The sequence below is a fragment of the Paraburkholderia panacisoli genome, assembly GCF_008369935.1.
Classification (GTDB): Bacteria; Pseudomonadota; Gammaproteobacteria; order Burkholderiales; family Burkholderiaceae; genus Paraburkholderia; species Paraburkholderia panacisoli.
Genome location: NZ_VTUZ01000023.1, coordinates 120679 through 143325, shown reverse-complemented (window position 1 = coordinate 143325; position 22647 = coordinate 120679). Strand labels below are relative to the sequence as shown.

The 22647-nt window shown below is 61.0% G+C and carries 21 protein-coding genes and 1 pseudogene; 12 read left to right on the top strand and 10 right to left on the bottom strand.

Going from position 1 to position 22647, the window contains the following annotated elements; all coding sequences use genetic code 11:
• Positions 1 to 287: 287 nt before the first annotated feature.
• From FVF58_RS29730 to FVF58_RS29715, 4 genes are all read left to right on the top strand, one after another.
• Positions 288 to 1139: a transporter substrate-binding domain-containing protein gene (locus FVF58_RS29730; protein WP_149673341.1), complete on the top strand. Its 852-nt coding sequence runs from the start codon at positions 288 to 290 to the stop codon at positions 1137 to 1139.
• A gap of 2 nt (positions 1140 to 1141) precedes the next feature.
• On the top strand, positions 1142 to 1885 hold the full coding sequence (locus FVF58_RS29725; RefSeq protein WP_149673340.1) for an amino acid ABC transporter permease: 744 nt from the start codon (positions 1142 to 1144) through the stop codon (positions 1883 to 1885).
• Positions 1886 to 1976: 91 nt separating this feature from the next.
• Positions 1977 to 2723 (top strand): amino acid ABC transporter permease, encoded by a 747-nt coding sequence (locus tag FVF58_RS29720; RefSeq protein ID WP_188130966.1) that lies wholly within the window; start codon positions 1977 to 1979, stop codon positions 2721 to 2723.
• 138 nt (positions 2724 to 2861) lie between these two features.
• Positions 2862 to 3515, top strand: coding sequence for an ureidoglycolate lyase (locus FVF58_RS29715; protein ID WP_149673338.1), 654 nt, complete (start codon positions 2862 to 2864; stop codon positions 3513 to 3515).
• 90 nt (positions 3516 to 3605) lie between these two features.
• Here FVF58_RS29715 and FVF58_RS29710 read toward each other — a convergent pair whose 3' ends face one another.
• The 5 genes from FVF58_RS29710 to FVF58_RS54855 all read right to left on the bottom strand — a co-directional run bounded on the left by FVF58_RS29710 (position 3606) and on the right by FVF58_RS54855 (position 10817).
• Complete coding sequence (locus FVF58_RS29710) at positions 3606 to 4565, bottom strand: SOS response-associated peptidase family protein (protein ID WP_149673337.1); 960 nt, start codon at positions 4563 to 4565, stop codon at positions 3606 to 3608.
• 64 nt (positions 4566 to 4629) lie between these two features.
• Complete coding sequence (locus FVF58_RS29705; protein ID WP_149673336.1) at positions 4630 to 7779, bottom strand: error-prone DNA polymerase; 3150 nt, start codon at positions 7777 to 7779, stop codon at positions 4630 to 4632.
• A 6-nt stretch (positions 7780 to 7785) separates the two neighbouring features.
• Entirely contained in the window at positions 7786 to 9255 is a 1470-nt protein-coding gene (locus tag FVF58_RS29700) for a Y-family DNA polymerase (protein ID WP_149673335.1), read from the bottom strand.
• Positions 9185 to 9892, bottom strand: a complete 708-nt coding sequence (gene imuA / locus FVF58_RS29695) for a translesion DNA synthesis-associated protein ImuA (protein WP_149673334.1) — start codon at positions 9890 to 9892, stop codon at positions 9185 to 9187. The genes FVF58_RS29700 and imuA overlap by 71 nt, the downstream gene beginning before the upstream one ends.
• 628 nt (positions 9893 to 10520) lie before the next feature.
• A complete protein-coding gene (locus FVF58_RS54855; protein ID WP_149673333.1) occupies positions 10521 to 10817 on the bottom strand; it encodes a transposase DNA-binding-containing protein in 297 nt (98 codons plus the stop codon).
• A 232-nt stretch (positions 10818 to 11049) separates the two neighbouring features.
• Between FVF58_RS54855 and FVF58_RS29685 the strand changes: the two genes are divergently transcribed.
• Positions 11050 to 12255, top strand: a complete 1206-nt coding sequence (locus FVF58_RS29685; RefSeq protein WP_149673332.1) for a polysaccharide pyruvyl transferase family protein — start codon at positions 11050 to 11052, stop codon at positions 12253 to 12255.
• Positions 12256 to 12582: 327 nt separating this feature from the next.
• Here the strand turns inward: FVF58_RS29685 and FVF58_RS29680 are convergent, their stop codons facing one another.
• Together FVF58_RS29680 and FVF58_RS29675 are read right to left on the bottom strand one after the other, a co-directional pair.
• Positions 12583 to 12984, bottom strand: coding sequence for a tautomerase family protein (locus FVF58_RS29680; RefSeq protein ID WP_149673331.1), 402 nt, complete (start codon positions 12982 to 12984; stop codon positions 12583 to 12585).
• A 45-nt stretch (positions 12985 to 13029) separates the two neighbouring features.
• Entirely contained in the window at positions 13030 to 13953 is a 924-nt protein-coding gene (locus FVF58_RS29675; RefSeq protein ID WP_149673330.1) for an alpha/beta hydrolase, read from the bottom strand.
• A gap of 87 nt (positions 13954 to 14040) precedes the next feature.
• Between FVF58_RS29675 and FVF58_RS29670 the strand changes: the two genes are divergently transcribed.
• The 3 genes from FVF58_RS29670 (at position 14041) to FVF58_RS29660 (ending at position 15969) form a co-directional block, all read left to right on the top strand.
• Entirely contained in the window at positions 14041 to 14877 is an 837-nt protein-coding gene (locus tag FVF58_RS29670; protein ID WP_149673329.1) for an alpha/beta fold hydrolase, read from the top strand.
• A gap of 46 nt (positions 14878 to 14923) precedes the next feature.
• Positions 14924 to 15406, top strand: a complete 483-nt coding sequence (locus FVF58_RS29665) for a MarR family winged helix-turn-helix transcriptional regulator (RefSeq protein ID WP_149673356.1) — start codon at positions 14924 to 14926, stop codon at positions 15404 to 15406.
• 134 nt (positions 15407 to 15540) lie between these two features.
• A complete protein-coding gene (locus FVF58_RS29660) occupies positions 15541 to 15969 on the top strand; it encodes a nuclear transport factor 2 family protein (protein WP_149673328.1) in 429 nt (142 codons plus the stop codon).
• A gap of 230 nt (positions 15970 to 16199) precedes the next feature.
• Here the strand turns inward: FVF58_RS29660 and FVF58_RS29655 are convergent.
• Positions 16200 to 16481, bottom strand: a pseudogene (locus FVF58_RS29655) (helix-turn-helix domain-containing protein); the annotation flags it as partial.
• Between the two features lie 80 nt (positions 16482 to 16561).
• On the opposite strand from FVF58_RS29655, the gene FVF58_RS29650 reads away from it, so the two are divergent.
• Positions 16562 to 17047 (top strand): hypothetical protein, encoded by a 486-nt coding sequence (locus FVF58_RS29650; protein ID WP_149673326.1) that lies wholly within the window; start codon positions 16562 to 16564, stop codon positions 17045 to 17047.
• Between the two features lie 239 nt (positions 17048 to 17286).
• On the opposite strand, the gene FVF58_RS29645 is transcribed toward FVF58_RS29650, so the two are convergent.
• Positions 17287 to 18369 carry an alkene reductase gene (locus FVF58_RS29645; RefSeq protein ID WP_149673325.1) on the bottom strand — a complete coding sequence of 361 codons (1083 nt, stop codon included), beginning with the start codon at positions 18367 to 18369 and terminating at the stop codon, positions 17287 to 17289.
• Between the two features lie 260 nt (positions 18370 to 18629).
• On the opposite strand from FVF58_RS29645, the gene FVF58_RS29640 reads away from it, so the two are divergent.
• On the top strand, positions 18630 to 19082 hold the full coding sequence (locus FVF58_RS29640; RefSeq protein ID WP_149673324.1) for an Rrf2 family transcriptional regulator: 453 nt from the start codon (positions 18630 to 18632) through the stop codon (positions 19080 to 19082).
• A 789-nt stretch (positions 19083 to 19871) separates the two neighbouring features.
• Here the strand turns inward: FVF58_RS29640 and FVF58_RS29630 are convergent.
• Positions 19872 to 20789 (bottom strand): sterol desaturase family protein, encoded by a 918-nt coding sequence (locus tag FVF58_RS29630; protein WP_149673323.1) that lies wholly within the window; start codon positions 20787 to 20789, stop codon positions 19872 to 19874.
• Between the two features lie 245 nt (positions 20790 to 21034).
• On the opposite strand from FVF58_RS29630, the gene FVF58_RS29625 reads away from it, so the two are divergent.
• Both FVF58_RS29625 and FVF58_RS29620 read left to right on the top strand, forming a co-directional pair.
• The gene (locus tag FVF58_RS29625; protein WP_149673322.1) at positions 21035 to 21541 is read left to right on the top strand and encodes a Kelch repeat-containing protein; all 507 of its coding nucleotides are present in this window, start codon (positions 21035 to 21037) and stop codon (positions 21539 to 21541) included.
• A 522-nt stretch (positions 21542 to 22063) separates the two neighbouring features.
• The gene (locus FVF58_RS29620) at positions 22064 to 22531 is read left to right on the top strand and encodes an HU family DNA-binding protein (protein ID WP_149673321.1); all 468 of its coding nucleotides are present in this window, start codon (positions 22064 to 22066) and stop codon (positions 22529 to 22531) included.
• The last annotated feature ends 116 nt before the right edge of the window (positions 22532 to 22647 follow it).

Genomic DNA, 22647 nt, shown 5'->3' with positions numbered 1-22647 from the left:
TCAACCGCGCTCGCCTTACCTGGCCAACGGCCATCGTTCGGCTGCGCTGCATCGACAGCAGTTCTTCGCGCTCGGCTTCACTCAGATTCATTTTGCCCATGCACCTTTAGATCGGTGCAATTTAATTGGTTCAATGGACTAGCGCGTTGCGTCACGCTTTAACGTCCACGTGGTTTGCTTAGCAGATTCATTTGGTTTGCAGGGCATCGAAACTGACTTAGCGTATGCCGCTGCAACTGCGCCGTTTGACAGACGTGCGCCTCCCCTCCTCTATTCATCCGATCGCTATGACATTATTGAAAGCGGCACGACGCAAACAAATCGCCCACACGGCATGGATCGCGGCCGCCTTCGCCGTGGCCGCGACTGCGCCGGCCCACGCGGACCAGACCCTCGACAAGATTGCCTCGCGCCATGAAATCACGGTGGGCGTACTGATCGGCGGCAGCCCGTTCGGCTCGCTCGATCCGCAAACCCAGCAACCTCGCGGCGTCAATGTGGACCTGGCCAACGACATCGGCAAACGGCTCGGCGTGAAGGTACAGCTGGTGTCGGTGCAGCCGTCGACGCGCGTGCAGTTCCTGCAGCAGGGCAAGGTCGACATCCTGATCGCGAACATGGAATACAACGCGCAGCGCGGCGAGATTCTCGATCACGTGCCGACGCCGTACTATCGCGTGGGCGCCACAGCGATCACGCCGAAATCGAGTGGCATCACGAAGTGGGAGGATCTGCGCGGCAAGCCCGTCTGCATTTCGCAGGGCAGCAGTTATATTCGTCCGGTTGTCGAGAAATACGGTGCGGTGCCGCGCGCCTTCCCGGGCGCTGCACAATCTCTGCTCGCGCTGCGCGGCGGCAGTTGCGTCGCGGCGGTGCATGACGCTGCACCGCTGCTTTATCCGTTGCAGCAGCATGACCCCGAGTGGCGTGACTACCGCACGATCCAGCCGGAACTCGAACCTGCGCCGTCCGTAATCTGGGTTCGCCAGGGCGAAAAGGACACGGCGGCGAAGCTCGACGCGATCGTGCGCGACTGGCATCGCACCGGCTGGCTGATCGAGGACGAAGCGAAGAACGGCCTGACCCCGCCTTCGCCGGCGCTCGCTGAATGGCACCGGCAATTGCCAGCGGAGCAATGAACATGGCGCCTTCGCTGCATGCGCTGATCGATGCGACGGCCCGCGTCGGGCTCGACTTCCGCTTCCTGCTCGACGCGTATGAGCGGGTCCCGTTTCTGCAAGGAATCGTGGTGAGCATCGAGATCGTCGTTGCCACGATGTGCGGCAGCGCGCTCGCCGGGCTATTGCTGCTGCTCGCCTTGCGTGGCAAGAATCGGTGGATTGCCGGCGCGGCGCGCGCGTTCGTCGAACTGACGCGCAATACACCCACGCTCGTGCAGCTGTATTGCGCGTTCCTCGTGCTGAACATGCTGATCACGCAATGGTTGCGCGACAGCCATCTCGACAACCCATTCAAGCCGTTCTTCTGGGTCGTGCTGGTGTTATCGCTGCACAAGGGCGCGTTCCATGCAGAGGCGCTGCGCGCCGGTTTCGACGCCTTGCCGTCGCAAACGCTCGAAGGCGCCGCGTCGCTCGGCTTCGACCGTGCGACGCGTTTTTGGCGCATCGAGTTGCCGCTTGCGTTTCGCACGGCGTTGCCGGCGCTCGTGAACAACTTCGTCGAACTCGTGAAGGCGTCGGCGCTCGCCTCGGCAATCGCGGTCGGCGACATCACCTATCAGTCGATCATGATATGGACGCAACGCGACAACGTGCTCGCGCTCATGATCCTGATTCTGCTGTTTTTCGGTCTGCTGACATGGCTGGTCAGTCTCGCGGGACGCTGGCTCGAACGACGTTTATGGATTCCTGGTTATGGCGCCTAAAGCAATCGTCACCCCTACCCTTGCCGAACTGGCGCCCGTGCCCGAACACGGCACGCGCGGAAAACAGGCTGGCCACCGATTCGCGTCCGGCATGGCCACCGCGCTCGGCGTACTGATCGTCGGCGCGCTGCTGTGGGCCGTCGCGCCCGAGTCCGGCTCACGCGCCGAAACGCTCGCACGCTTTGTCGAATGGACGCCGGCGCTCGCGCATGGATTTGCACTGAATGTGCTGATCAGTGTCGGTGCCATCGCGATCGGCTCCGCGATCGGACTCGTGGTGGGCGCACTCGCGCTTTCGAACTCGTTCGCGGGACGGCTCGCGAAGCTCTGGGTGCAGGCATTTCGCAACGCGCCGTGGCTCGTGCTGATCTACTTCACCACCTACGTGTTCCCGTTCGAGTTCACCGTATTTGGCACCACGCTGCCGTTTCCCGATTGGCTCAAGGTCACGCTGGGCCTCGCACTGCCGGCCAGCGCGAATATCGCTGAGGTATTTCGCGGCGCGGTGGCGTCCATCCCGACAACCCAGTGGGAAGCCGCCAGCTCGCTCGCGTTCTCGCGCACGCAGATTCTGCTGCATGTCGTGTTGCCGCAGTGCGTGCGGCGCATGTTGCCGCCGTGGATGAATGTCTACGCGATCATCACGATGGGCACGGCGTTGTCGTCGCTGGTCGGCATTCACGATCTGATCGATACTGCGCAGATTGCGAGCAGCACCGTCGCCCGTTCGAGTTTCACCGTACTCACGTACGTCGCGACGCTGGTGATCTTTTTTGCCTACTGCTATCCGATTTCGCAAATCACGCGCTGGCTCGAGAGACGGTTTGTCGCCGCCTGATCACAAATCAGCGCGAGTCTTCTGCGCCGGGGGTTTCAGGCGCTCGTCGGAATTTCAAGGCGCCGCCGCGGGCGACGTCCCAGAATGCACGCCCAATCATCGGCTAGCCGATATATTTGACTCGTGTAAACTGTGCGAATGTCCCAACAGATCGATTACCTCAATCCCGCCCTTCCTGCTGGGCTCCGGCACGTGTCAATGCCCGTGGTCGACGCGACCCCGACAACGCTCGACGGATTTGGCAGACTCGTGGCAAATCCGGGCGAGTGCCCGATCGAGATCGTGCAGTGGCCTTCAGTGGGATCAAGGCCCATCGATCCGGGAACCGGTGACGAGGCAGGCACAACCGAAGGCACATTCGTGAGCGAATGGAGCGGGGACATTCTCTACGGTCGAAATGAGGCTGTAGGCGGCCACTACATTCTCGCGTACGCGAGGGAGCCTGAAGCCGCCCGCGACGACCACACCAATGCACCGGAACGCATGCTGCTTTGGCACGCGAACTACCATCCGGACGGTGGACAACTATTCTTTCCTCTCGACCGTCGCCCGTTCTACGTGCCATTGGCATTGCCCGGGGACGACGTCACGCCGGAGAAGTTCGTGTGCTTTCGCTTCGACGGACAGCAGGGTCTCTACATTCATCCAAACATCTGGCATGAAGGTGTGTTCACGCTGAGCGGGACACAGCGGTTCTTTGACAAGCAGGGCGCCGTCCATGCGCGCGTCTCTGTCGATTTTGCCCGTGAGTTTGGTTGTCTTCTCGAGGCACCCATCATCAACGACGCTTAACCCAGATTCCTCGTCAAATGAGCCCCAGCGCCATTGAGCGTGAGATCGTGGTGCGGGGGCCGGCTGCCCGTAGAGGTCGGCGCACGGCGCTCACGCCGCGAGCTGATGCTCATAATACGGCCGGTCCCGATCATCAAGAATCGCGTGCAGTGTCGCCAGATCCAGTGCATCAGGATTCAGCCATGCGTCGAGATTCTCCGGTTTGATAGGGATGATGCATCGGTCATGTCCTGCGGCCGCAACCTCTGACGGCGGCTCGTCTGTAATCGCAGCAAATGACAGCAGGTCGGGTTCACCCGGTGCGGACCAGCGCGACCAGAGGCAGGCGACGAGCATCTCATGCGCCGGATTCGGCCGGAACTCAAGGACGACGTTCTCATCCTTCTCGCCCTCGGCAAGCTCCCTGCCCTCCATCCTGGCTTTGCTCACATTCTCGTAAAAGGCGTTCAACACAAGGATGCCGTGCGAGTGGCCAAAAAGCGGTTTCCAGAAACCCTCCAGGCTATCGCGGCGCGCGTTGTACGTGCCAGGGTACTTCACGTCGTATGAAGCCGGCTTGCCCGCAATGCGGCATTGATAGCGCATTGGTTTGATCACGCGCTGACCGTCTTCCATCACCAGAACCGGCGCATAGTGCCCTGGGAAGATACGTGAATCACGCTCCTCTGGTTCAGTACGCTGGATATCGTCCAGCTTGCCTCGCGTCCACGCGATCTTGTCAGTTGCGATTCGCTGACTCTCGATCGCGGCCTTCGTCACTTTGGCCTGCAGTGAACGCTCGGCGTCCGCCAGTCGCTTTCGCTGTTTGAACAGGTCCTGTTCGAGCTTCGACGTCTGTTCAGCATTGAACCTGTCGATGAGCGCCTTGATCTCGCGCTCGTCATCCGACTGAGGATTCGCGAATGCGTCTTCAATCCCTTTGGGAATCTTCGCCTTGCTGCCCTCAGCCCGCTCGAAAAAAAGCCGCGCGAACTCATGGATGCTCATCTGGGCACCGAACATCCGGACGTATTTACGATAGTCGGCCTGAATCTGGGCTGAATAGCACATTCGAGTCCTCCGCAATGATCGGTGACGCCATCCAGAAACTAGCACATTCGCGATCGTCGCTGGATCAGCAGAAGTCCCTGCTCGTGCTCACCAGGCCGCCCAGCAGATGCGACATGTCGACGAGCCGCTGCGCAACCAGATGGCGCACTTCACCCTGGCATTGCCAGACGCCATAGACCGCCAGCAGCGATGCGCCCAATGCTTCCTTGCGCTGCTTCTCGAACAGACTCGGCCACACGATCACATTGACGTTGCCCGTTTCGTCTTCGAGCGTCACGAACATCACGCCCTTCGCCGTACCGGGCCGCTGACGCACCGTGACGATCCCGCATCCACGCGCGAGCCGCCCATCGCGATAGCCACGCAACGTCGACGCCGGCATCAACCGGTTGGCAAGCAGTTGCGGCCGCAGCAGTTCGAGCGGATGGCGGCCTAAAGTCAGACCAACCGACCGGTAGTCGGCCACGATGTCGTTCGCTTCGCTCGGCGCGCCAAGCTCCGGTGTTTCGTCCTCGACCGCGGCCGCCGCGAGCATGTCCTTGTCCGGCACAGCGGCGACCGACTGCCACAACGCTTCACGGCGATTACCGGCGAGCGATGCCAGCGCATTGGCATCGGCCAGCACATGAAGGTCTTTCCGGTCCAGTTGCGAGCGGCGTGCCAGATCCTTGACGCTGGTAAATGGCCGCACCGCCCTCGCGTTCTCGATGCGCTCCGCTGCGCCATCCTTCATGCCGCGCAACAGCGACATACCGAGGCGGACCGCCGGTCGCCTGGCTTTGGGCAACGACACCAATACCGAGTCCCAGTTGCTCACCGTCACGTCGACTGGCAGGACTTTGACACCGTGGCGCTGCGCGTCCTGCACGAGCTGCGATGGCGAGTAGAAGCCCATGGGCTGGCTGTTCAGCATCGCGGTAAGAAACGCTTCGGGCTCGTGGCACTTCAGCCAGCTGCTCGTGTAGACCAGTAACGCAAAACTGGCCGCATGGCTTTCCGGAAAGCCGTACTCCCCAAACCCCTTGATCTGCTCGAAGATGGATTCAGCGAACGCAATCTCGTAGCCGCGCTGCTGCATGCCGTTCACAATACGGTCGTAATACTTCTCCAGTCCGCCCTTGCGCTTCCAGGCGGCCATCGCACGCCGCAGCTGATCGGCTTCGCCTGCGGTGAAACCGGCTGCGAGAATCGCGACCTGCATGACCTGCTCCTGAAAGATCGGCACGCCAAGAGTTCGCCCGAGAGCTGTCTTTAGTGCCTCGCTTGGATACGTCACCGGCTCGAAGCCCTGCCTGCGTTGCAGATAGGGATGCACCGCGCCGCCCTGAATCGGACCCGGCCGCACGATCGCGACTTCGATGACCAGATCGTAGAACGTGCGTGGCCGCATGCGCGGCAGCATGCTCATCTGGGCTCGCGACTCGATCTGGAATACACCGACCGTGTCCGCGGCCGAGATCATGTCGTAGGTTTGGGAATCCTCGGCGGGTATGTCCTGCATCTCGAAGTGCTCTCCGCGCTGCTCCGACACGATGTCCAGCGTGCGCCGGATCGCCGACAGCATGCCGAGTGCAAGCACGTCGATTTTCAGAAGGCCAAGCGATTCGAGGTCGTCCTTGTCCCATTCGATGACGGACCGGTCCGCCATCGCGGCATTCTCAACGGGCACCAGCCGCGTCAGCTTGCCGCGACTGATCACGAAGCCGCCCGAATGCTGCGACAGGTGACGCGGAAAACCGAGCAACTGTGACGCAAGTCTCGCCCAGGCCTGGATCAGCGGTTTCTCCGGATCGAGCCCGGACTCTGCGAAGCGCTTGAGCAGGTCCTGACTCGTGTCGAACCAGTGATGCGATTTCGCGACGAGGTCGACGATCTGCGGGTCCACGCCCAGCGCCTTGCCGGTTTCGCGCAGCGCGCCGCGCGGACGATAGGTCGAAATCGCCGCAGCAATGGCCGCGCGATCGCGTCCGTACTTGCGGTAGATGTACTGGATGACTTCTTCGCGCCGTTGATGCTCGAAGTCGACGTCGATATCGGGCGGCTCACCCCGCTCCTTTGAAATGAAGCGTTCGAACAGCATGTTGCCGCGCGCCGGGTCCACCTCGGTGACGCCCAGGCAATAACAGACCGCCGAGTTCGCCGCGGAGCCACGTCCCTGGCAGAGGATGTGCTGGCTACGTGCGAAGCGCACGATGTCGTACACCGTGAGGAAATACGGCTCGTATTGCAGGTCGGCGATGAGTTCGAGTTCGTGCTCGATCTGCTTCTGCACCGTGTGCGGAATGCCCGATGGAAAGCGCCGCTGCGCGCCGAAGTAGGTTTCCTGGCGAAGGTAAGCCGTGGGTGTAAAGCCCGCCGGGACCAGTTCGTCCGGATACTCGTAGCGCAGCTCATCCAGCGAAAACGCGCAGCGGCTTGCGATATCGACAGTTGCGGCAAGCGCGTCGTCCGGATACAGATTGGCAAGACGAAGTCTTGAGCGCAGATGCTGCTCGGCGTTTGGCGCGAGGTCGTATCCGCATTCGTGAACCGGCTTGCCGACGCGGATGGCCGTCATGGTGTCCTGCAGCGGCTTGCGCGAGCGCACATGCATGACGACATTCCCCAGCGCAACCACCGGAACATCCTGATTGCGGGCGACAAATTCGACTGCACCGCGATGGATGTCGTCCATCGCCCGCTGATGGAGCACGAGGCCGACCCATGCGCGGCCCGTGAACGTGTCATCGAGCCACTCGACCTGTGCGGCCAGCACATCTTCTTTCGCAGGAAAGTCCGGTACCAGAATCGCGAAGCAATCCGGCATGCCGAGCAGGTGCCGGTATTCCTTGTCGGGGCGTGACAGGTCCTGAGGTGTGAGCCTGTATTCGCCCTTCGGCGCCCGTGTGCGCGCCAGCGTGATGAGCTCGGACAGGTTGCCGTATCCTTCGCGGTTTCTGGCGAGCAGAATCAGCCCGAACGCTAGAGACCCGTCAGCGTTCACGAGTCGAAAATACGACCCGACGATAAACGGCAGCTTCGCTTCCTTCGCAGCGACATGCGCACGCACGACACCGGCCAGCGAACATTCGTCGGTTACGGCGAGCGCCGAATAGCCGAGTTGTGCCGCCCGTCCGGATAGCTCTTCAGCATGCGAAGCGCCGTGCAGAAACGTGAAATTCGAAAAGCAGAAAAGCTCGGCGTACGCCGGCAGAACATTGAAGGTGGTGTCCATGGCGCTTCATCCAAAGAGGCCATGCAGAAACCAGCGGGGTTCGTCTTCCGCATCGCGGCTGCTCACGCGTTCGCGGTAAATCCAGTAGCAGCTCTGGTCGTCCGCCTGGGCGACGAAGTAGTCGCGCGTGACCAGTTCGCCATCGAACCAGCCGCTCTCGATCCGCTCGCCGGGCGAAACCATGCGCAGTGGCGAGCCATAAAACGGACGATGCTGACGCATCAACAGCCGCACGGGGTTGTCGAGCATCCATGTGGGTCGCGGCAACCCTTCCGGCAATTGTTCCAGCTTTGCCTGCTGCGTCACCGGCACCCAGCGGTTGGCAATCTCAGGACGATGGTCCGCCGTTGGCGCGGGCCGCAGGACATTCTCCTCGCCGAGCCGCGCGACCAGCAGTTCGAGCAATCGCGCATGGTCCTCTTTGGAGCCGCCGGGTTCGGGAAAGAGCGTGTCCGAAGCCGGCGCGGCGGTTTCCACCTTTGACGCGTCCAGACGCAGCGCGATAACGGGTGCGCTCAACTCGATACGATGCAGGCGCTCCTTGAGCAGCCTGACGAGATGTTCCTCTTTCCACGTCGGCTCGCCCAGCGCGATGTCGATGACGGTCGGTTCGATGGCGTCGCGGCCGCGTTCGTGTTCCAGCAGAAGCCTGATCGCCGTGGTCGCCAGTTGCTTCGCACAGAGCCATCCGCAAAGCTGCACGATAAGCCGATGCGCACCGAACACGGCACCGTCGGCATGTTCGAGCCGGTCCGGCATTTCGATGCGCGCAGAGAACGTCGGCGGCAGTTCGAGCCAGTCGAAGAGTTCGGGCGCCGTGCCGAACGCGCGATCGAGCGAATCGAGCAGATGCTCGCCACAGCGGCGTTGCAGACCTGCACGCGGCAGGCGTCTGACCTCGGCGATGGTCTCGCAGCCAAGCCCGGAAAACCAGTCGGCGAATGGCCGGATCTCAGGGACTGCGGTCATCGGCAGCACGGACAACCGCTGTTCGAGCGAAGCGAGCTTGAGCACGCGCCGGTTGCCGTGCTTCGCGAGCAGCCACGCGCCCTGCCCGGTCGGCGCCGCGCTGATGCGCGCGGTGAACCCGAGCGTCGCGAGCACCGCTTTTGCCTCGCGGCATAAGGCGAGCAGGCCGCCGAACAGACGCAAACTCGCGCCGACTTCGACAACGACGCTCGCCTCATCGAGCAGCGCGACTTCTGGCGAGAAGCGCATCAACGCCATGCCTACCTCACGCTGGGCGGCTTCCTCCCGCCCCACGTCCCGCGCGTGCATTTCCGTCTCCGGCGACAGGGTGAGCACGCCACCGCGCTTCATCCCGAGGCGCACGCCGGCGGCTCGCGCAGTGCTGTCAGCGATCATCACCTTGTCTTTTTCAAGCACGGCACTCCCGTGAGGCGGCTCAGACGACCACTTCGGTCGGAAGACCTCGAGCGGCAACTTCGGCAAGTGGACGGCGAGAAAGACGCGCATGGCGGGAAAGCAGAACGGGGGTGGGTTGAAGAGGAATCGACAGGGGCTCTGCGCGAGCGGGCCCTCGTCGTTTCACGATATCGACGGTCAGGCCGTCCGATGATGGTCGTAACGCCAGCCGTAAGAGCGCAGGCGATGAATCCTGCGCGGCCGCGAGCGGCCTCACCATCACGAACAGCGTTTCCGACGACTGCGCCGCAAGGTGCAGGCGCCTGAGCGACGACGACTTCGCGTACTGCGTCCAGAAAACCAGCGCGCTGCAACTGCCGGCCCGCAGAATCTGCTCCGCGGACCAGAGTGCGTCAGCCGTCTTCTGTGCCCTGATGCGCAGCACCTGTCCGATGGAAAGACCGATGTAACTCAGGCCGAGCCCATCGGGCGTATGTGGCGGCTGCACCAAAGCGACCGGCCGGTTTCCTGCGGCGCTGAGCGCGGGTCGCAGAAGCCGAAGCTCCCCGACGCCCGCCTGCTGCACCAGCAGGTCCACGAGCGCGCCGACCGGCCAGCCGCCGCCCGGCAGTTCGGCGGACAGCGCCGGGTATCCCGTGTCCACGACCCGTTCACGACCACGCGCGAGCTGGGACGCCCGCCATAGGGACGGGTGTATTTCTTCAGCCGGAGAGATAGCGGTGGACATGAGTGGTTCAAAAACCTGTATATTTATACAGTATCGTACACTCAATTTTGAGACAGTGAACTGACACTTTTAATCGGAGGCGGAACCATGGATGCGCGCGTTCGCAATGTCGGCCATCCGATGCCGAAGATTGCCGGGTTCACCGCGAAGCAGCGATCGGCGTTTAGACGAGGCGATCGACGAGGCGATCCGGCGCGGAAAAGCTGGAGAGTCGAGAAGAATCGCCCAACTGACCGTACTGATGACGCTTGCTCCGACCGCGCATGCGACGGGTATGGCAAGACGCCTATGCGTACCTTCCTCGACTCACTCGAACTCTAGTTTCGTCGACTTGGATATCCCGCTGCGCGTCCTATACTGAAAGGGAGCCGCGCGGAAGCCGGCCCCTGATCAGAAGCGAACGAGAAATCGTTCATTGGGGCGCGGTAGCGGGGCCACGGAAACGCCTGTGTGACAAGCACAGGCGTTTTCTTTTGCGGGCCAGATGACGACTACGCCGCAATGCCGACACGTTCACCAGCGCCGATAGTGCGAAGTGTGGCTGCGCCCGCATGGAGCGGATGCAACGCAACCTACCCCGGTCACACTGAATGAGTTTGGCGGGAACGACGCGTTAGGCTGAGCCACCTCAGAGAATTCCGGAATACCTACATCCCCGAACAGCTTCTGCATAACATCGAAGCCTCGTCGTCGCATTGAAATGTCCGCGGAGGATAGCGTGTTCGCTGACACGGTCACTAGACGGGAACCGGTAGGCTGCGTTGGTTGAGGCCCAGTCCTGACACGCGAAGGGGATCGTTTTCCCATGCTGGTCCAAAGCTGGCACGGTTACGAAGCGGCGGAGCAACCTGACGTCCTGGAATTTGCTGTCCTGACCCTCCAGATCGCACCGCGACCGATCATCCGTCTGTCGTTTGCCGACCATCTCGCTCGCATACGGGACATGACGTATGCCAGGTTACCGCGTTTCGCGATGATGATGTGGGTAACTACAAGCTGGCAAACCCGTCTTGACGGATTGGGCCAGGCGACGGCCGCCGCTCGTCATGATCGGTCCGCGCGGTCGCCACGCACGCCCGGATATCAAGACGGCCTCGGCCTCGCGTCTGCGCCGCCGCGTAGAGCCGGTCTGCGCCCTTACCGCCCGAGTTTCTGTCATGCCCGATCATGCCAAACGTCGCGTCCACACCGTCCTGTTCGGGGCGTTCGACCGCCATAACTTCGGCGATCTGTTGTTCCCTCACATCGTTGCACGGATGCTCGCGCCGAGCGACGTACTGTACGCAGGGCTCGTTACACGCGACTTGCGCGCGTGGGGCGGTCATGCCCCATGCGCGTTCGCAAACCTCGGCGCGTGGTCGCGCGGAAAATCGCTGAACGTGATTCATGTGGGCGGCGAGCTGCTCACGTGTGACGCATGGGAAGCCACGGTCATGCTTGCGCGGCCCGAACGCGTGCGCACAATGATTGCAGAAGAGAAGCAATGGCGGCGCGATCCGCTGGCATGGGCGATGGCGCATTGCGGCACGGCGTCGCGTGCGCCTTATATCATTTCAACGGCTTCGTTTCCGCAGATTTGCGTGAACACGACCTCTTTTCACGCCGTCGGTGGCGCGGATCTGGACCGACGGGAACCCGCTTTTCGCAATGAGGTTCTGAGCAAGATCAGGCGTGCCGCGCATCTCAGCGTGCGCGATCGGCAGACGCAGGCGCATCTGCGCGCAGCCAACATCGAAGCGCCGCTCGTACCCGACCCCGTCGTCATGGTCGCGGAGTTGTTCGGCGCACGGATACACGAACGGGCGGCCGGCGATGCGGTCAAGCCGCTGCGCGACGCATATCCGCAAGGCTATGCAGCGCTGCAATTCGACGCCAGCTTCGGCGACGATGCCACGCTCGACGTCCTCGCTTGCCAGATCGGGCGCACGGCAAAGACCAATGGGCTGGGTGTGGTCATGTTTCGCGCAGGCGCCGCGCCCTGGCACGATGACCTTGATGTATATCGGCGTCTCGCTGCGCGTCTGCGCGGCACGCCGGTGCACCTTTTTACTTCGCTGCACCTCTGGGACATCTGCGCTCTCATCGCGTACGCCCGCGTGTACTGTGGCAGCAGCCTGCACGGACGGATCGTCGCGATGGCCTTCGCGCGGCCGCGCATCAATCTCGTTCATGCAAGCGAGGCGCAGCAGGCGACCAAGCAGGCGGCCTTCGCCGCAACGTGGGAGCCGCAAGGCATCGCTGCGACGACGGTCGCGGATGGTCTCGCCGATGCAATCGGCACCGCGCTGGAGACCGATGTAGCACTTATGCGCGATACGGCCGCCGAGTTGGCGCGCCGCTATCGCCTGGCATTCTGCGTGTAAAGCGGCTGACGGCGTGTTCTGTCACCTCTTCGCAGGAGTTGAGACCTTGCCCAAAATGACTTTTTTCGTAGCGATTGTCTGACGCGGCGTTTGCAATAAGTCACCCGGCGTATCTCGCCGGCATCGAACTATCGCGGCGTCGCAGGGCTTCGCAGAACATTTCGCCAGAATTCCTTTGCGGCTCACAAAGGCCGTCTCGCGCGCCGGCGCAGTTTCGTGCTGGCCGCGCTCGGCGGCAATCACCCACTTCGACAAAGAGCGGCCCGCGCGTCAGTAACCGGGCGTCCACGAGAATCTAGCGTGAAGACCCGGTCGACGTGATGCTGATTACCACTTCGGCGCGATATCGCTGAGTTGTGCGACTCCGCGGCCGAACGAGAAGTTCTCGTTCGGCACGGGCACGAGCGCGATGAAAACATCGTCGGGCGACACACCGACGTCCTGCTCCAACAGACGCGTGATCATCGCCAGCAACGCTTTCTTGTCCGACGCGGGGCGATGCGCGCCCAGCAAGACCGTCACGATCATTGCGTTCTCGCTTCGCTTCATCTCCATGAACGTGGGATCGATGAACAGTTCATCGTCACCGTGTTCGCTGATCATGATGAACCGGTCACCTTTCGGGATGCCGAGCGCTTCGACCAGTGACATGTTGAGTGCATTGCCCATTGCAATCTTCTGCTCGCGCGTGAAACGCCCTTTGGGAATGTGTGCGTGGAATACCGGCATGTGTGTTCTCCATTTGCCTTAAGTGATTGCAGTGCGATCTGTCCGTCAGATCAATTTGCGCCGGGCCGCATCGCCATCGGCCAGATGCAGCGTGAGCCAGTCTACGGCTGCACCGCTTGCGATATCGAATGCCGCGTCATACGGATCGAAGTGATGGCCCGGAACCAGCACGAGTCGCTTCGGTTCGAGCGCACGTTCGTAGGCTTCGAGTTCGAGATCGGTCATCGTTACGCGATCGTCATTCGCAACGACCATCAGAAGGGGTGTCGGCGAAATGCGGCTTACCCATATGCCTGGCTCATACATGCTCGCGGCAAACGACGAGCGCAGCGTGACGCGGTTTTCCCACGCCGCACCCGCGAGCGGCTGCGAATAGAATGCAATCGCTTCGGGCGACCGATAAGCAGCAGGAACGCTTGCGTCTGCACTAACAACGGCCTGAACGCGCGGAGCGTGGCCGCGATACTGCTCGCGCAGATCCTCGGTCACATTGGCCAGATAGGCGGGCATCGCATCGGGCGCGACGCGGCGACGAACCTGGTCGAAACCGCTGATGGTCGGAACCTGCGAAACGACGCATTTGACGCGGCGGTCCGTCGCGGCGAGCACCAGTGCGTGTCCGCCACTAAAACTGCTGCCCCAGATTCCGATGCGCGCAGGGTCCACTTCAGGCCGGCTCTCGAGATAGCTGATGGCTCTGCGCCAATCGGCGATCTGCGCCCACGGATCGATGTCCTGGCGCGGCGCGCCATCGCTCGAACCAAAGTTTCGATGATCATGAACGAGGACAACAAAGCCTGCTTCCGCGAAAGCAGCCGCGAAACGCTCAAGGCCGTGCTCCTTGACGGCGGCGAATCCGTGACACATCGATATCGCTGCACGACGCTCCGTCGCGGTGGGCGCAAACAGCCAGCCGCGCACGGTGACGCCTCCTTCTCCGGCGAACTCTATGTCAGTCTTGCTGACCATCTCGAACTCCGTCTTTACAATACGTTGATATACTCATATTATGACTGGGACCGATGTTTGACAAGCACCTTTGTCGAGGAAACGATCATGACAGCAGTATCCGATCTGACGAATGATCCGGATCAGCCGAAGTACGACGCGCTGATCTTCATCCATGGCTTTCTCGACAATCACACGGTCTGGAACGACCTGATCGAGGCGCTTGCGCCCTCTTCGATGCCTGTGATCGCGCGCGATCTTCGCGGCGCAGGTGATCGTCGCAATGAAGACAACGCGTGCACTCTGACGCAAGCGGTCGCCGATATCGTGCATGTGCTCGACGACATGCGACTGTCGCGCGTAGCGCTGGTTGGACACAGCATGGGTGCGCAGATCGCAGAACTCGTCGCCAGTGAACGCGCCGCGCAGGTCGAGTCGTTGACGCTGATCACGCCCGCACCATTGCGTGGAAACACATTGCCGGATGAAGTACGCAATCTGCTGCGAGAATGCGGTGACGACCCAGTTGTCCAGCGCCAGATTCGTGTTTCATTCGCGACTCATCTGAACAGCGATCAACTCGATTCACTGACCGCGCCCCATGTATTGATGAACAAGGCCACCGTTCGCCAGTACTACGACGCGTTCACGCTCGGCGATTCGCGTGGCAATGAACCGTGCGCGTTTCGTGGGCCGACCATGGTGATCGGCGCCCAGGACGACCCCGTGGTCACGATTGAGCAGGTCGCCGCCGAATGCCGCGAGCGCTTTCCGGCCGCGAGTTTTCGCATCGTCGCTCATTCCGGTCATTGGCCGCATCTGGAGCAACCGGCGCAAACAGCCCAACTCATCGCGCGACACCTTGGATGGGCTCCGCTCAAACCCGCTACACCGGCGCGTGCGTCACGCCAAGATTACATCAGTGTTTCTGACGATGGCCGCTAAGCCAGGCGTATATTCCCGAGTTCGACGAAACCTTAGCGAATATGACATGCGAATCCAAAGTGAACCGCTGGAAGATATCGATGGGCGTTGCAATTGTCTTGCGGCACGCAAGGCATCCCGGTATCTGACAGCGGCATATGACCAGGCCCTCGCCCCAGCGAATCTGCGAGCCACGCAGTTCTCGATTCTCTACAAGCTCGCCAAAGACGGACCTATCGCGATGGGCGACCTGGCCTCCGCCTTGGCGATGGACCGCACGACGCTCTCTTCGAACCTGAAACCGCTAGAGCGCGACGGGCTCCTCGAAATGGTCCCCGGACAGGATCGCCGCGTGAAGATGATCGTGATTACCATCGCAGGCAGTGCGCGCTATCGCACGGCGTTGCCGTTGTGGCAGGCGGTTCAGCAGGAATTTGAAGGTCACTACGGCGCAAAGCGAGCAGTCGCGCTGCGCAATGCCCTGCGTAACGTGCTGAACAGCGGATTCAGCCCGTGGGCTGACGGCGAAGGCGCTGTCGCTCAAGACTAGGCACGCGCCGAACGAACAGGAGTTGGCGGCGTATGCCGCCTTCGGCAACTCATCCCTCGCGGATAGGTTGCCCCGGTTTATGTGCATATGCACAACATTGCCCACTTAGTCCGGAAGGGAAACAGGAGACGCGAATGAAGCACCCTCATATTGTTGATGCATGCAAGAAGGCGTTTAGCGGGTTCGAGCGCAACGACAAAACCGACCTCATCGCATTACTTGACGACGATGTTGTCTTCGAGTTCTCCGACTCGCTGCCCTACGGCGGAAGCTATCAGGGAAAACAAGAGTTTCTTGCGTTCTGGAAGCACGTTTATGAGAAGTGGGAGACTTTCACTTACGACACCAGAGCGGTCCTCGAAGCAGACGATTACATCATCGTTCCAGTCATTACGCGAGCAAAAGCGCTCAACGGTTATTTGATGGAAAACGAACATCTATTTCTATTCAAGGTCCAGGACGGCAGGATCGTTCACGGGCGCCTATACGCAGACACTGCGCGGGGACGCGACATTCTGGAAGACAGGCCGCCGAAGCGCTATCCGAAGCTGCTCGTCGGGTAAGTCCATGTCGTGGCCGCAATGGATCATGCGTTGATTAGTCGAAGCCGGGGCGGCGGCCTGGAGATACGGTCCGCGCTATCCGCCCGTTTGACACATCGAACTGCTGATACGGCCATGCGGACAAACACACAAAATCACGAGGGTACGAATGCCTCGCGGCACAATCGACGACGGCCGGACGCTACGTCCGATCAAGCGGCAGTTCAATCCGATGCGGGCCGTTGACCCCTTCAGCTCGCTCCTGGAATGATCCTCGCGTTGCGACGAAATGCTTGCGACGGTTGCCCGAATATCCGAACGAACGCCTCGCGCATCCGCCGCGGATCGGAGAACCCCGTCGCACCGGCGATACGGTCGATCGTGTGTCGGTTTTCCTCCAGCATCCGGCGCGCTGCTTCAAGTCGCAGGCGTTCGACTGCCTTTGCCGGTGACTGTCCAGTTTCCGCTCGAAACGCGCGGCCAAACTGACACGGACTCAGCCGCGCAACGTCAGCCGGTTGCTCGACTGACAGGCGGCCTATGCCGGCCAGTTCCATTAGATACGCAGAACACATCGGCTTGCTTTCTAGTTGTCCAAACGACGAAACTCATCATGTCAACGATCCACTTTCACTACAAGACCACTTTGATGCCCGAGCAGTTTATCGCCGCCCTCACAGACTTCGGGCCTGGCCGCACGAAGCTCTTTGGCAACAGCGCCGATGAATACCTCCAGGTTCATCAGCTGGGCGCCTCTGAGGCCGATGTCACAGAGGGTTCAGGCGGAATCTGGGAACGCCTGCACTACGACTGGTCCGATTCCGATTGTGTCGTGATGAAGACAACCGACTCCAACGTATGGGGAGGTTGGTCGGGCCATACCTACAGATTTACGCGTCTGCCCGACGGGACGACTGCGCTGGACGCGGTCGTGATCCGCGAAGGAAAAAACATCAAGGGACGTGTGCTCGGGTTCGTGCTACGAACCGTCGGCAAGCGCGTTCTCGAAAAGGCTTTTGCAAGCAGCATCAAGGCGATCGAAGCCCGAAATGGGGTGGCGAAAAAGGAATGCGTGTGCAGTGCAAAGTACTCCTCATAGCGGCGATCTCGCCGATCCGTCTCGCCATATCCCGGACGCGAATCTTTATGCAAACAGATAGCACGGCTTTGCGATAAAGCAACTGCAAGGCTCTATCGATCCAGGTCCTGCCCACCGGTTAGTGACCTTGACATTTGTCACGTCGAAAAATCCCCTGATTGACGGAGGCTCCGCCCTCCGTCGACACCAACGATCACTTATTCACGTCATCTGGACGTCTACCGCCCGCGAGTTCCCTTCTACCGGTTGTACGCTTCAGCGGCTTCGTCGAGCAATGGATAGTCGTTGTAGCCGGTTTCGTCATCCGTATAGATGGTTTCGACATTGATCTTATTGAGCGGCGCACCGCGCAGGAAGCGCCCCACCAGATCGGGATTGGCGATAAAGGGACGTCCAAACGCCGCTGCGTCCGCTTCGCCGCGTTGTATCGCCTGCTCTGCGCTCTCCTTCGTCAACCCCTCGTTGAGAATATAGGCGCCCTTGAAGATGCGCCGCACGTCACGGCCGATGCGACCGTCGCCGCGATCCAGCGACTCGCGCGCGAAAATGAAAGCGATATGGCGCGCGTCGAGTTGTTCGGCCACATACGTGAACAGCGCGCGCGGGTTTGAGTCGTGCATCGAATACGAACTCGACATCAGGTTCAGATGTACACCGACGCGCTCGGCTGGCCACACCGTCAGCAGAGCGTCGACGGCTTCCAGCAGGAAGCGCGCGCGGTTTTCGATCGAGCCACCATAACGGTCGGTCCGCTGGTTCGATCCGTCGTGCAGAAACTGATCGAACAAATAGCCATTCGCCGCGTGCAGTTCGACACCGTCGAAGCCAGCACGTTTCGCGTTTGCGGCGCCGACCCGGAAATCCTCGACGACGCCCGGAATCTCATCGGTTTCCAGCGCACGCGGAACGCTGTACTGACGCTTTGGCCGCACAAGGGTGACATAACCTTCCGGCGCAATGGCGCTGGGGGCGACGGGAAGCTCGCCGCCATGGTAGAGCGGGTCGGAGACTCGACCTACATGCCACAGCTGCGAGACGATCAGACCGCCCGCATCGTGTACTGCCGAAGTCACCTCTTTCCAGCCGACAATCTGCCTCTCGGTCCAGATGCCCGGCGTGTTCGGATAGCCGACGCCTTGAGGCGTGACCGACGTGGCTTCGGTAATGACTAGCCCTGCGCTTGCGCGCAAAGCGTAATGCTGCGCATTGAGCGGCCCCGGACTGCGTTCGCTGAACGCGCGCATTCGAGTGAGCGGCGCCATGATAATGCGGTTCGACAGGTTTAGCGCGCCGATCTGAACGGGGTCGAAGAGTGTAGACATCTGCGGGTTTCTCGTTTCGATGTTGAATGTGATGGTGGCGTTGATGCGCCATTTCCAATTCGTACGAACGCCATAGAAACGTTCGTGTATCGCCACAACGATCATGATGTAACAATAATAGTTACACCATAAACCATCCACTTTGTCAGCACAAGTCTTACGTGAGATCTCGAGAATCTGCGGATACGTCAGGTACGCGGATTGACAATCCACGTTGTAACGCATATTGTTACAACTAAACTGACTAATATGGGCACGACATGAGCGCCAACAGCCGCTTGACCGTGGCGACTCACATCCTGACGTGGATGGCGCTCGTAGCGCGGAACAATCCCGATCCAGTCACGTCCGACCGGATCGCTGTGAGCGTCAACACCAACCCGGTGGTGATTCGCCGCACGCTCGGGCTACTTGCGAAAGCGGGGCTAGTCGAGAGCTATCGCGGCGTCAGCGCGGGGTGGCGCTTGACCCGAAGCGCAGACTCGATCAGCTTGCTCGACGTCTTCGATGCACTCGAAGAAGGCACGCACTTCGCTCTTCACCCTTCAAAACCTAGCCAGGCATGCCCTATCGGACGTGGCATTGGGTCGACGCTCAGCCAGGTCTATGGCGCCATCGACGACGGCGTTCGAAAAACGCTGGCCGCGTCGACGATCGAAGCTGTACTGGCGGACACACTTGCAGCGCCGCAACGGCGAAAAGCGCGCCCCTGATCGTGTTTGGCCGCGGCGGATCAATCGCACGCCCGCATCGTGGCCATTCCAATCTTTTGGCGACACGACCACAGAAATTGCGTGACTGCGCGCGCTCACGCCGCGCTTGGGCTGGGACTTCAGGCAGGTTCGTTTGCGGCAATGCGTGTAAGCCCGGAGTTCTGCTGGCTGGACTGCAGTTGTTCATCACCGGCTCCTTGAACTTCCGGCGACGCCACTCCGCGACGGGAAGTCACTGGAATTTCAGATCAACCTCGCGGCGATGCGCGCGCAGCGCGCACGAGATCAATGACGAGACGTTGACCAAGCTGATGCGGGAAGTAGACCTATCAGAAACGGCACTCACGACCCGCGGACAGGCACAGACGTGAGCAGCGCCAATGAAAATGTCAAACGAGCGCGAACCCTTGCTTGACCCGATCGACAGGGTGTGTGAGATCGTCTTTGGTGTGCTGATGGCACTCTCGTTCACAAGCGCCCTCAGCGTTGCGACCGCGGGCCGCCGGGAAGTCCGGACGATGATGTTCACCGCGCTCGGCTGCAACCTCGCCTGGGGGCTCGTGGATGCCGTTATGTATCTCATACGCGCGGCAACCGAGCGACGCAGGAAGAATACCTTGCTTGCGCAGGTTCGGACGACACCTGAAAAGGCCGAAGCGCACCGCCTGATTGCAGATGCGCTCCCGAAACCTTTCGCAGCCATCGTCCAGCCCGCGTTGCTTGAATCCCTGCACCAGGTGCTGTTTGCCGTGCCCGAGCCGACTGTCCGACTTGCCGCGAGAGACTATGTCAGCCGTTGGCCACCTCGCACTCGCCACGCGCTGCCTTGTTCTTGCGGCGCAGTTCTTCCGTGGTTTCGCCGTGGCCATCCGGCAGCCAACCCGGCGGCTGGATTACGTGATTGATCGCGGTCCACACGTTCTTCGCCTTCGCAACGTCCCGCACCAGTGTCGCCCAATGCTCGAACTCGACGACGAACGGATTGCGTGAGGTGGTCGGCGTGACGAGACCGTAGCGGCAGGGTTCGTCGGCGCGTTCCTCGACGTAGGTGCCAAACAGCCGGTCGAAGATAATTAGTACACCGCCGTAGTTCGCATCCAGATATTCGACATTCGACGCATGATGCACGCGGTGAGAGGACGGCGTGTTGAACACATACTCGAGCCAGCCAAGCTTCGGAATCCACGTGGTATGCAGCCAGAACTGGTACATGAGGTTGATGAAGAGCGTCAGCAGCACGACTTCAGGACGCACGCCGAGCCACACGAGCGGCGCGAAAAAGATCGCCGAGCCGGACAGCTTGCCCGTCACGCCAAGCCGGTACGCGGTGGAAAGCGTCAACTGGTTCGGCGAGTGGTGCACGGCATGCGTGGCCCAGAAGAAGCGAATGCGATGCGATGTGCGGTGATACCAGTAGTAGCAGAACTCCTGACCGATGAAGAGCGCCAGCACCGTCAGCGCACTATTGAGTTCTATCGTGAAGATTCGATGCTGCCAGGCCAGGGCGAACACAGGCGTCGCGAGCGAGAGCGGCAGCAGCGCGAGCAGCTTGCGCCCAACGACGTCGGCGAGCGAAAGCCATACTTCGTGCCATTCAAATGGCGTGGCCGTATTACGGTTTTTCCGGCTGAGCCAGACGGCTTCGACCATCGATACGGCAATGACGAAAGCCGTGACGTAAAGCGTGAATTTTCCGAGTTGTTCCATGACGATGCCATAAAGTAGTGGCTGGAGGTATCGTCTGCGGTGAAGCGTGGAGCAGCGCATCGCATCCGATGCACGCACTATAGCCATGGGTGCCGTACCAGGCTACGCGGAAGTTATTTCACCGTATGTCATGGGGCTCGGAGCCTTGCCGGGCCCAACCTCGCAGCCGCTTTTGTCAGCTCGGCATCGTTGGCTCGCGCGTCAGTCCTGTCGCCTTGTAATGCTGGCGATTGCACGAGATCGACATGAAACTGGGCGTTCTGGCGCTTGGCTTGATCGTCCGCTGTAAGCCAGGAGTAACGACGACCTACACGGTGACCGGCAGCAATACTGTGGGGAGCGTCACCGCGCAGGTCACCATTGAGGTGAATGTCGCCGTGATTGGCGAATGGCTGCCTGCCGACTACATGAACCAGGCACGCTACCGGCACACTGCGACGCTCCTGTCCGACGGCCAGGTGCTCGTGGCGGCGGGTTTTGGCAAAAACGTGCTGTCCTCCGCCGAACTGTTCGACCCGGTTACGGATAGCTGGTCGCAAACCGGCAACCTGAGCCAGGCAAGGATGTTCCATACCGCTACGCGGCTCCCCACGGGCCGGGCCCTCGTGGCGGGGGGAATCGGGGGAACCCAGCTATCGTCAGCCGAACTGTACGATCCGGCTGCGGGGACATGGACGCCGCTGGCTTCTGCCAGGCTTTCATGTCCTGGTCGACGTCAGGCTGTTGCGCATGCTGCGCGTTCCGGATCCTGAAGCTGCCTCTGTACTTCGACGAGTCTCAGACTCTCTGGCGCGCACTCGTCAGGAGCCGGCAGAAACCGACGTGTCATGGGCTCCGCTCGTGACCGGGGAATCCGTGCGCTTTCAGATGCGGGTGGCGGACACGTATGTGCGCGAAGGCGGCCGCGAGACCAATCGAATCGACTGCGGCGCTCAAGGAGCGCTTGCTGTAGCTGTACATGCCGCACTGTACTTTCGGAGGGTGCGTGCTTTCTTGTTTGTGCAACGGAAAAACGCCGGCCGCAAGAATGCCGCAACCTCCCACGCATCCCGGAAACGCTCACCTGTCACGCTGCGTGCCAACAACAGAATAGGTGGTGATGTACCTCACTTTCAGCACTTACCGAAGGCGGGGAGTTGTGGAAATAGAACTTTGAATGCGTTTTTTAAGGCGTTTTCTTGACACACCGAGCGTGGAGCGTCATAGAATGCGCGTGTTTGCTGCGCGAAGGTGCAGCACACGTCTCCTAAATCAAAAGTGAGTCAACCACGACTATGGCAAAGACTGCAACGAAGACTGCCCCAAAGGCCGCGACGAAGACGGCAACGAAGGCTGCTCCCAAGGCAGCAGTGAAAAAAACTGCCGCCGCCCCCAAGGCTGGCGCGGTCAAGGCTGCAAACGGTGCGGCGAAGAAGCTGATCGCTGGCGCGCCCGTGAAGGAGAAGTTCACGAAGGCATCGCTCGCCGCGTACATTGCTCAAGCGGCTAGCGTCGAGCCGAAAGCTGCCAAGGCCGTGCTCGCAGCGCTGGAAGACACCATTCTCGGCACGATCCACAAGAAGGGTGCAGGCGAGTTCACGCTGTCGGGTCTTCTGAAGATTGTCGTGCAGCAAGTGCCGGCGAAGAAGCGCCGCTTCGGCAAGGACCCGTTCACCGGCGAAGATCGCTGGTTCGACGCGAAGCCGGCGTCTGTGCGCATCAAGGCGCGCGCACTCAAGAAGCTGAAGGACGCAGCAGCGTAAGCAGCAAGACATAGCCTGCCCGCCCCGCGCAGCAGGCCACCGGCGGGCGCCGATTGTCTTTCCGGCGCCCGCTGATTCTCCGGGCCTGATCCCCTCCGCGCCATGTGACTTCTACG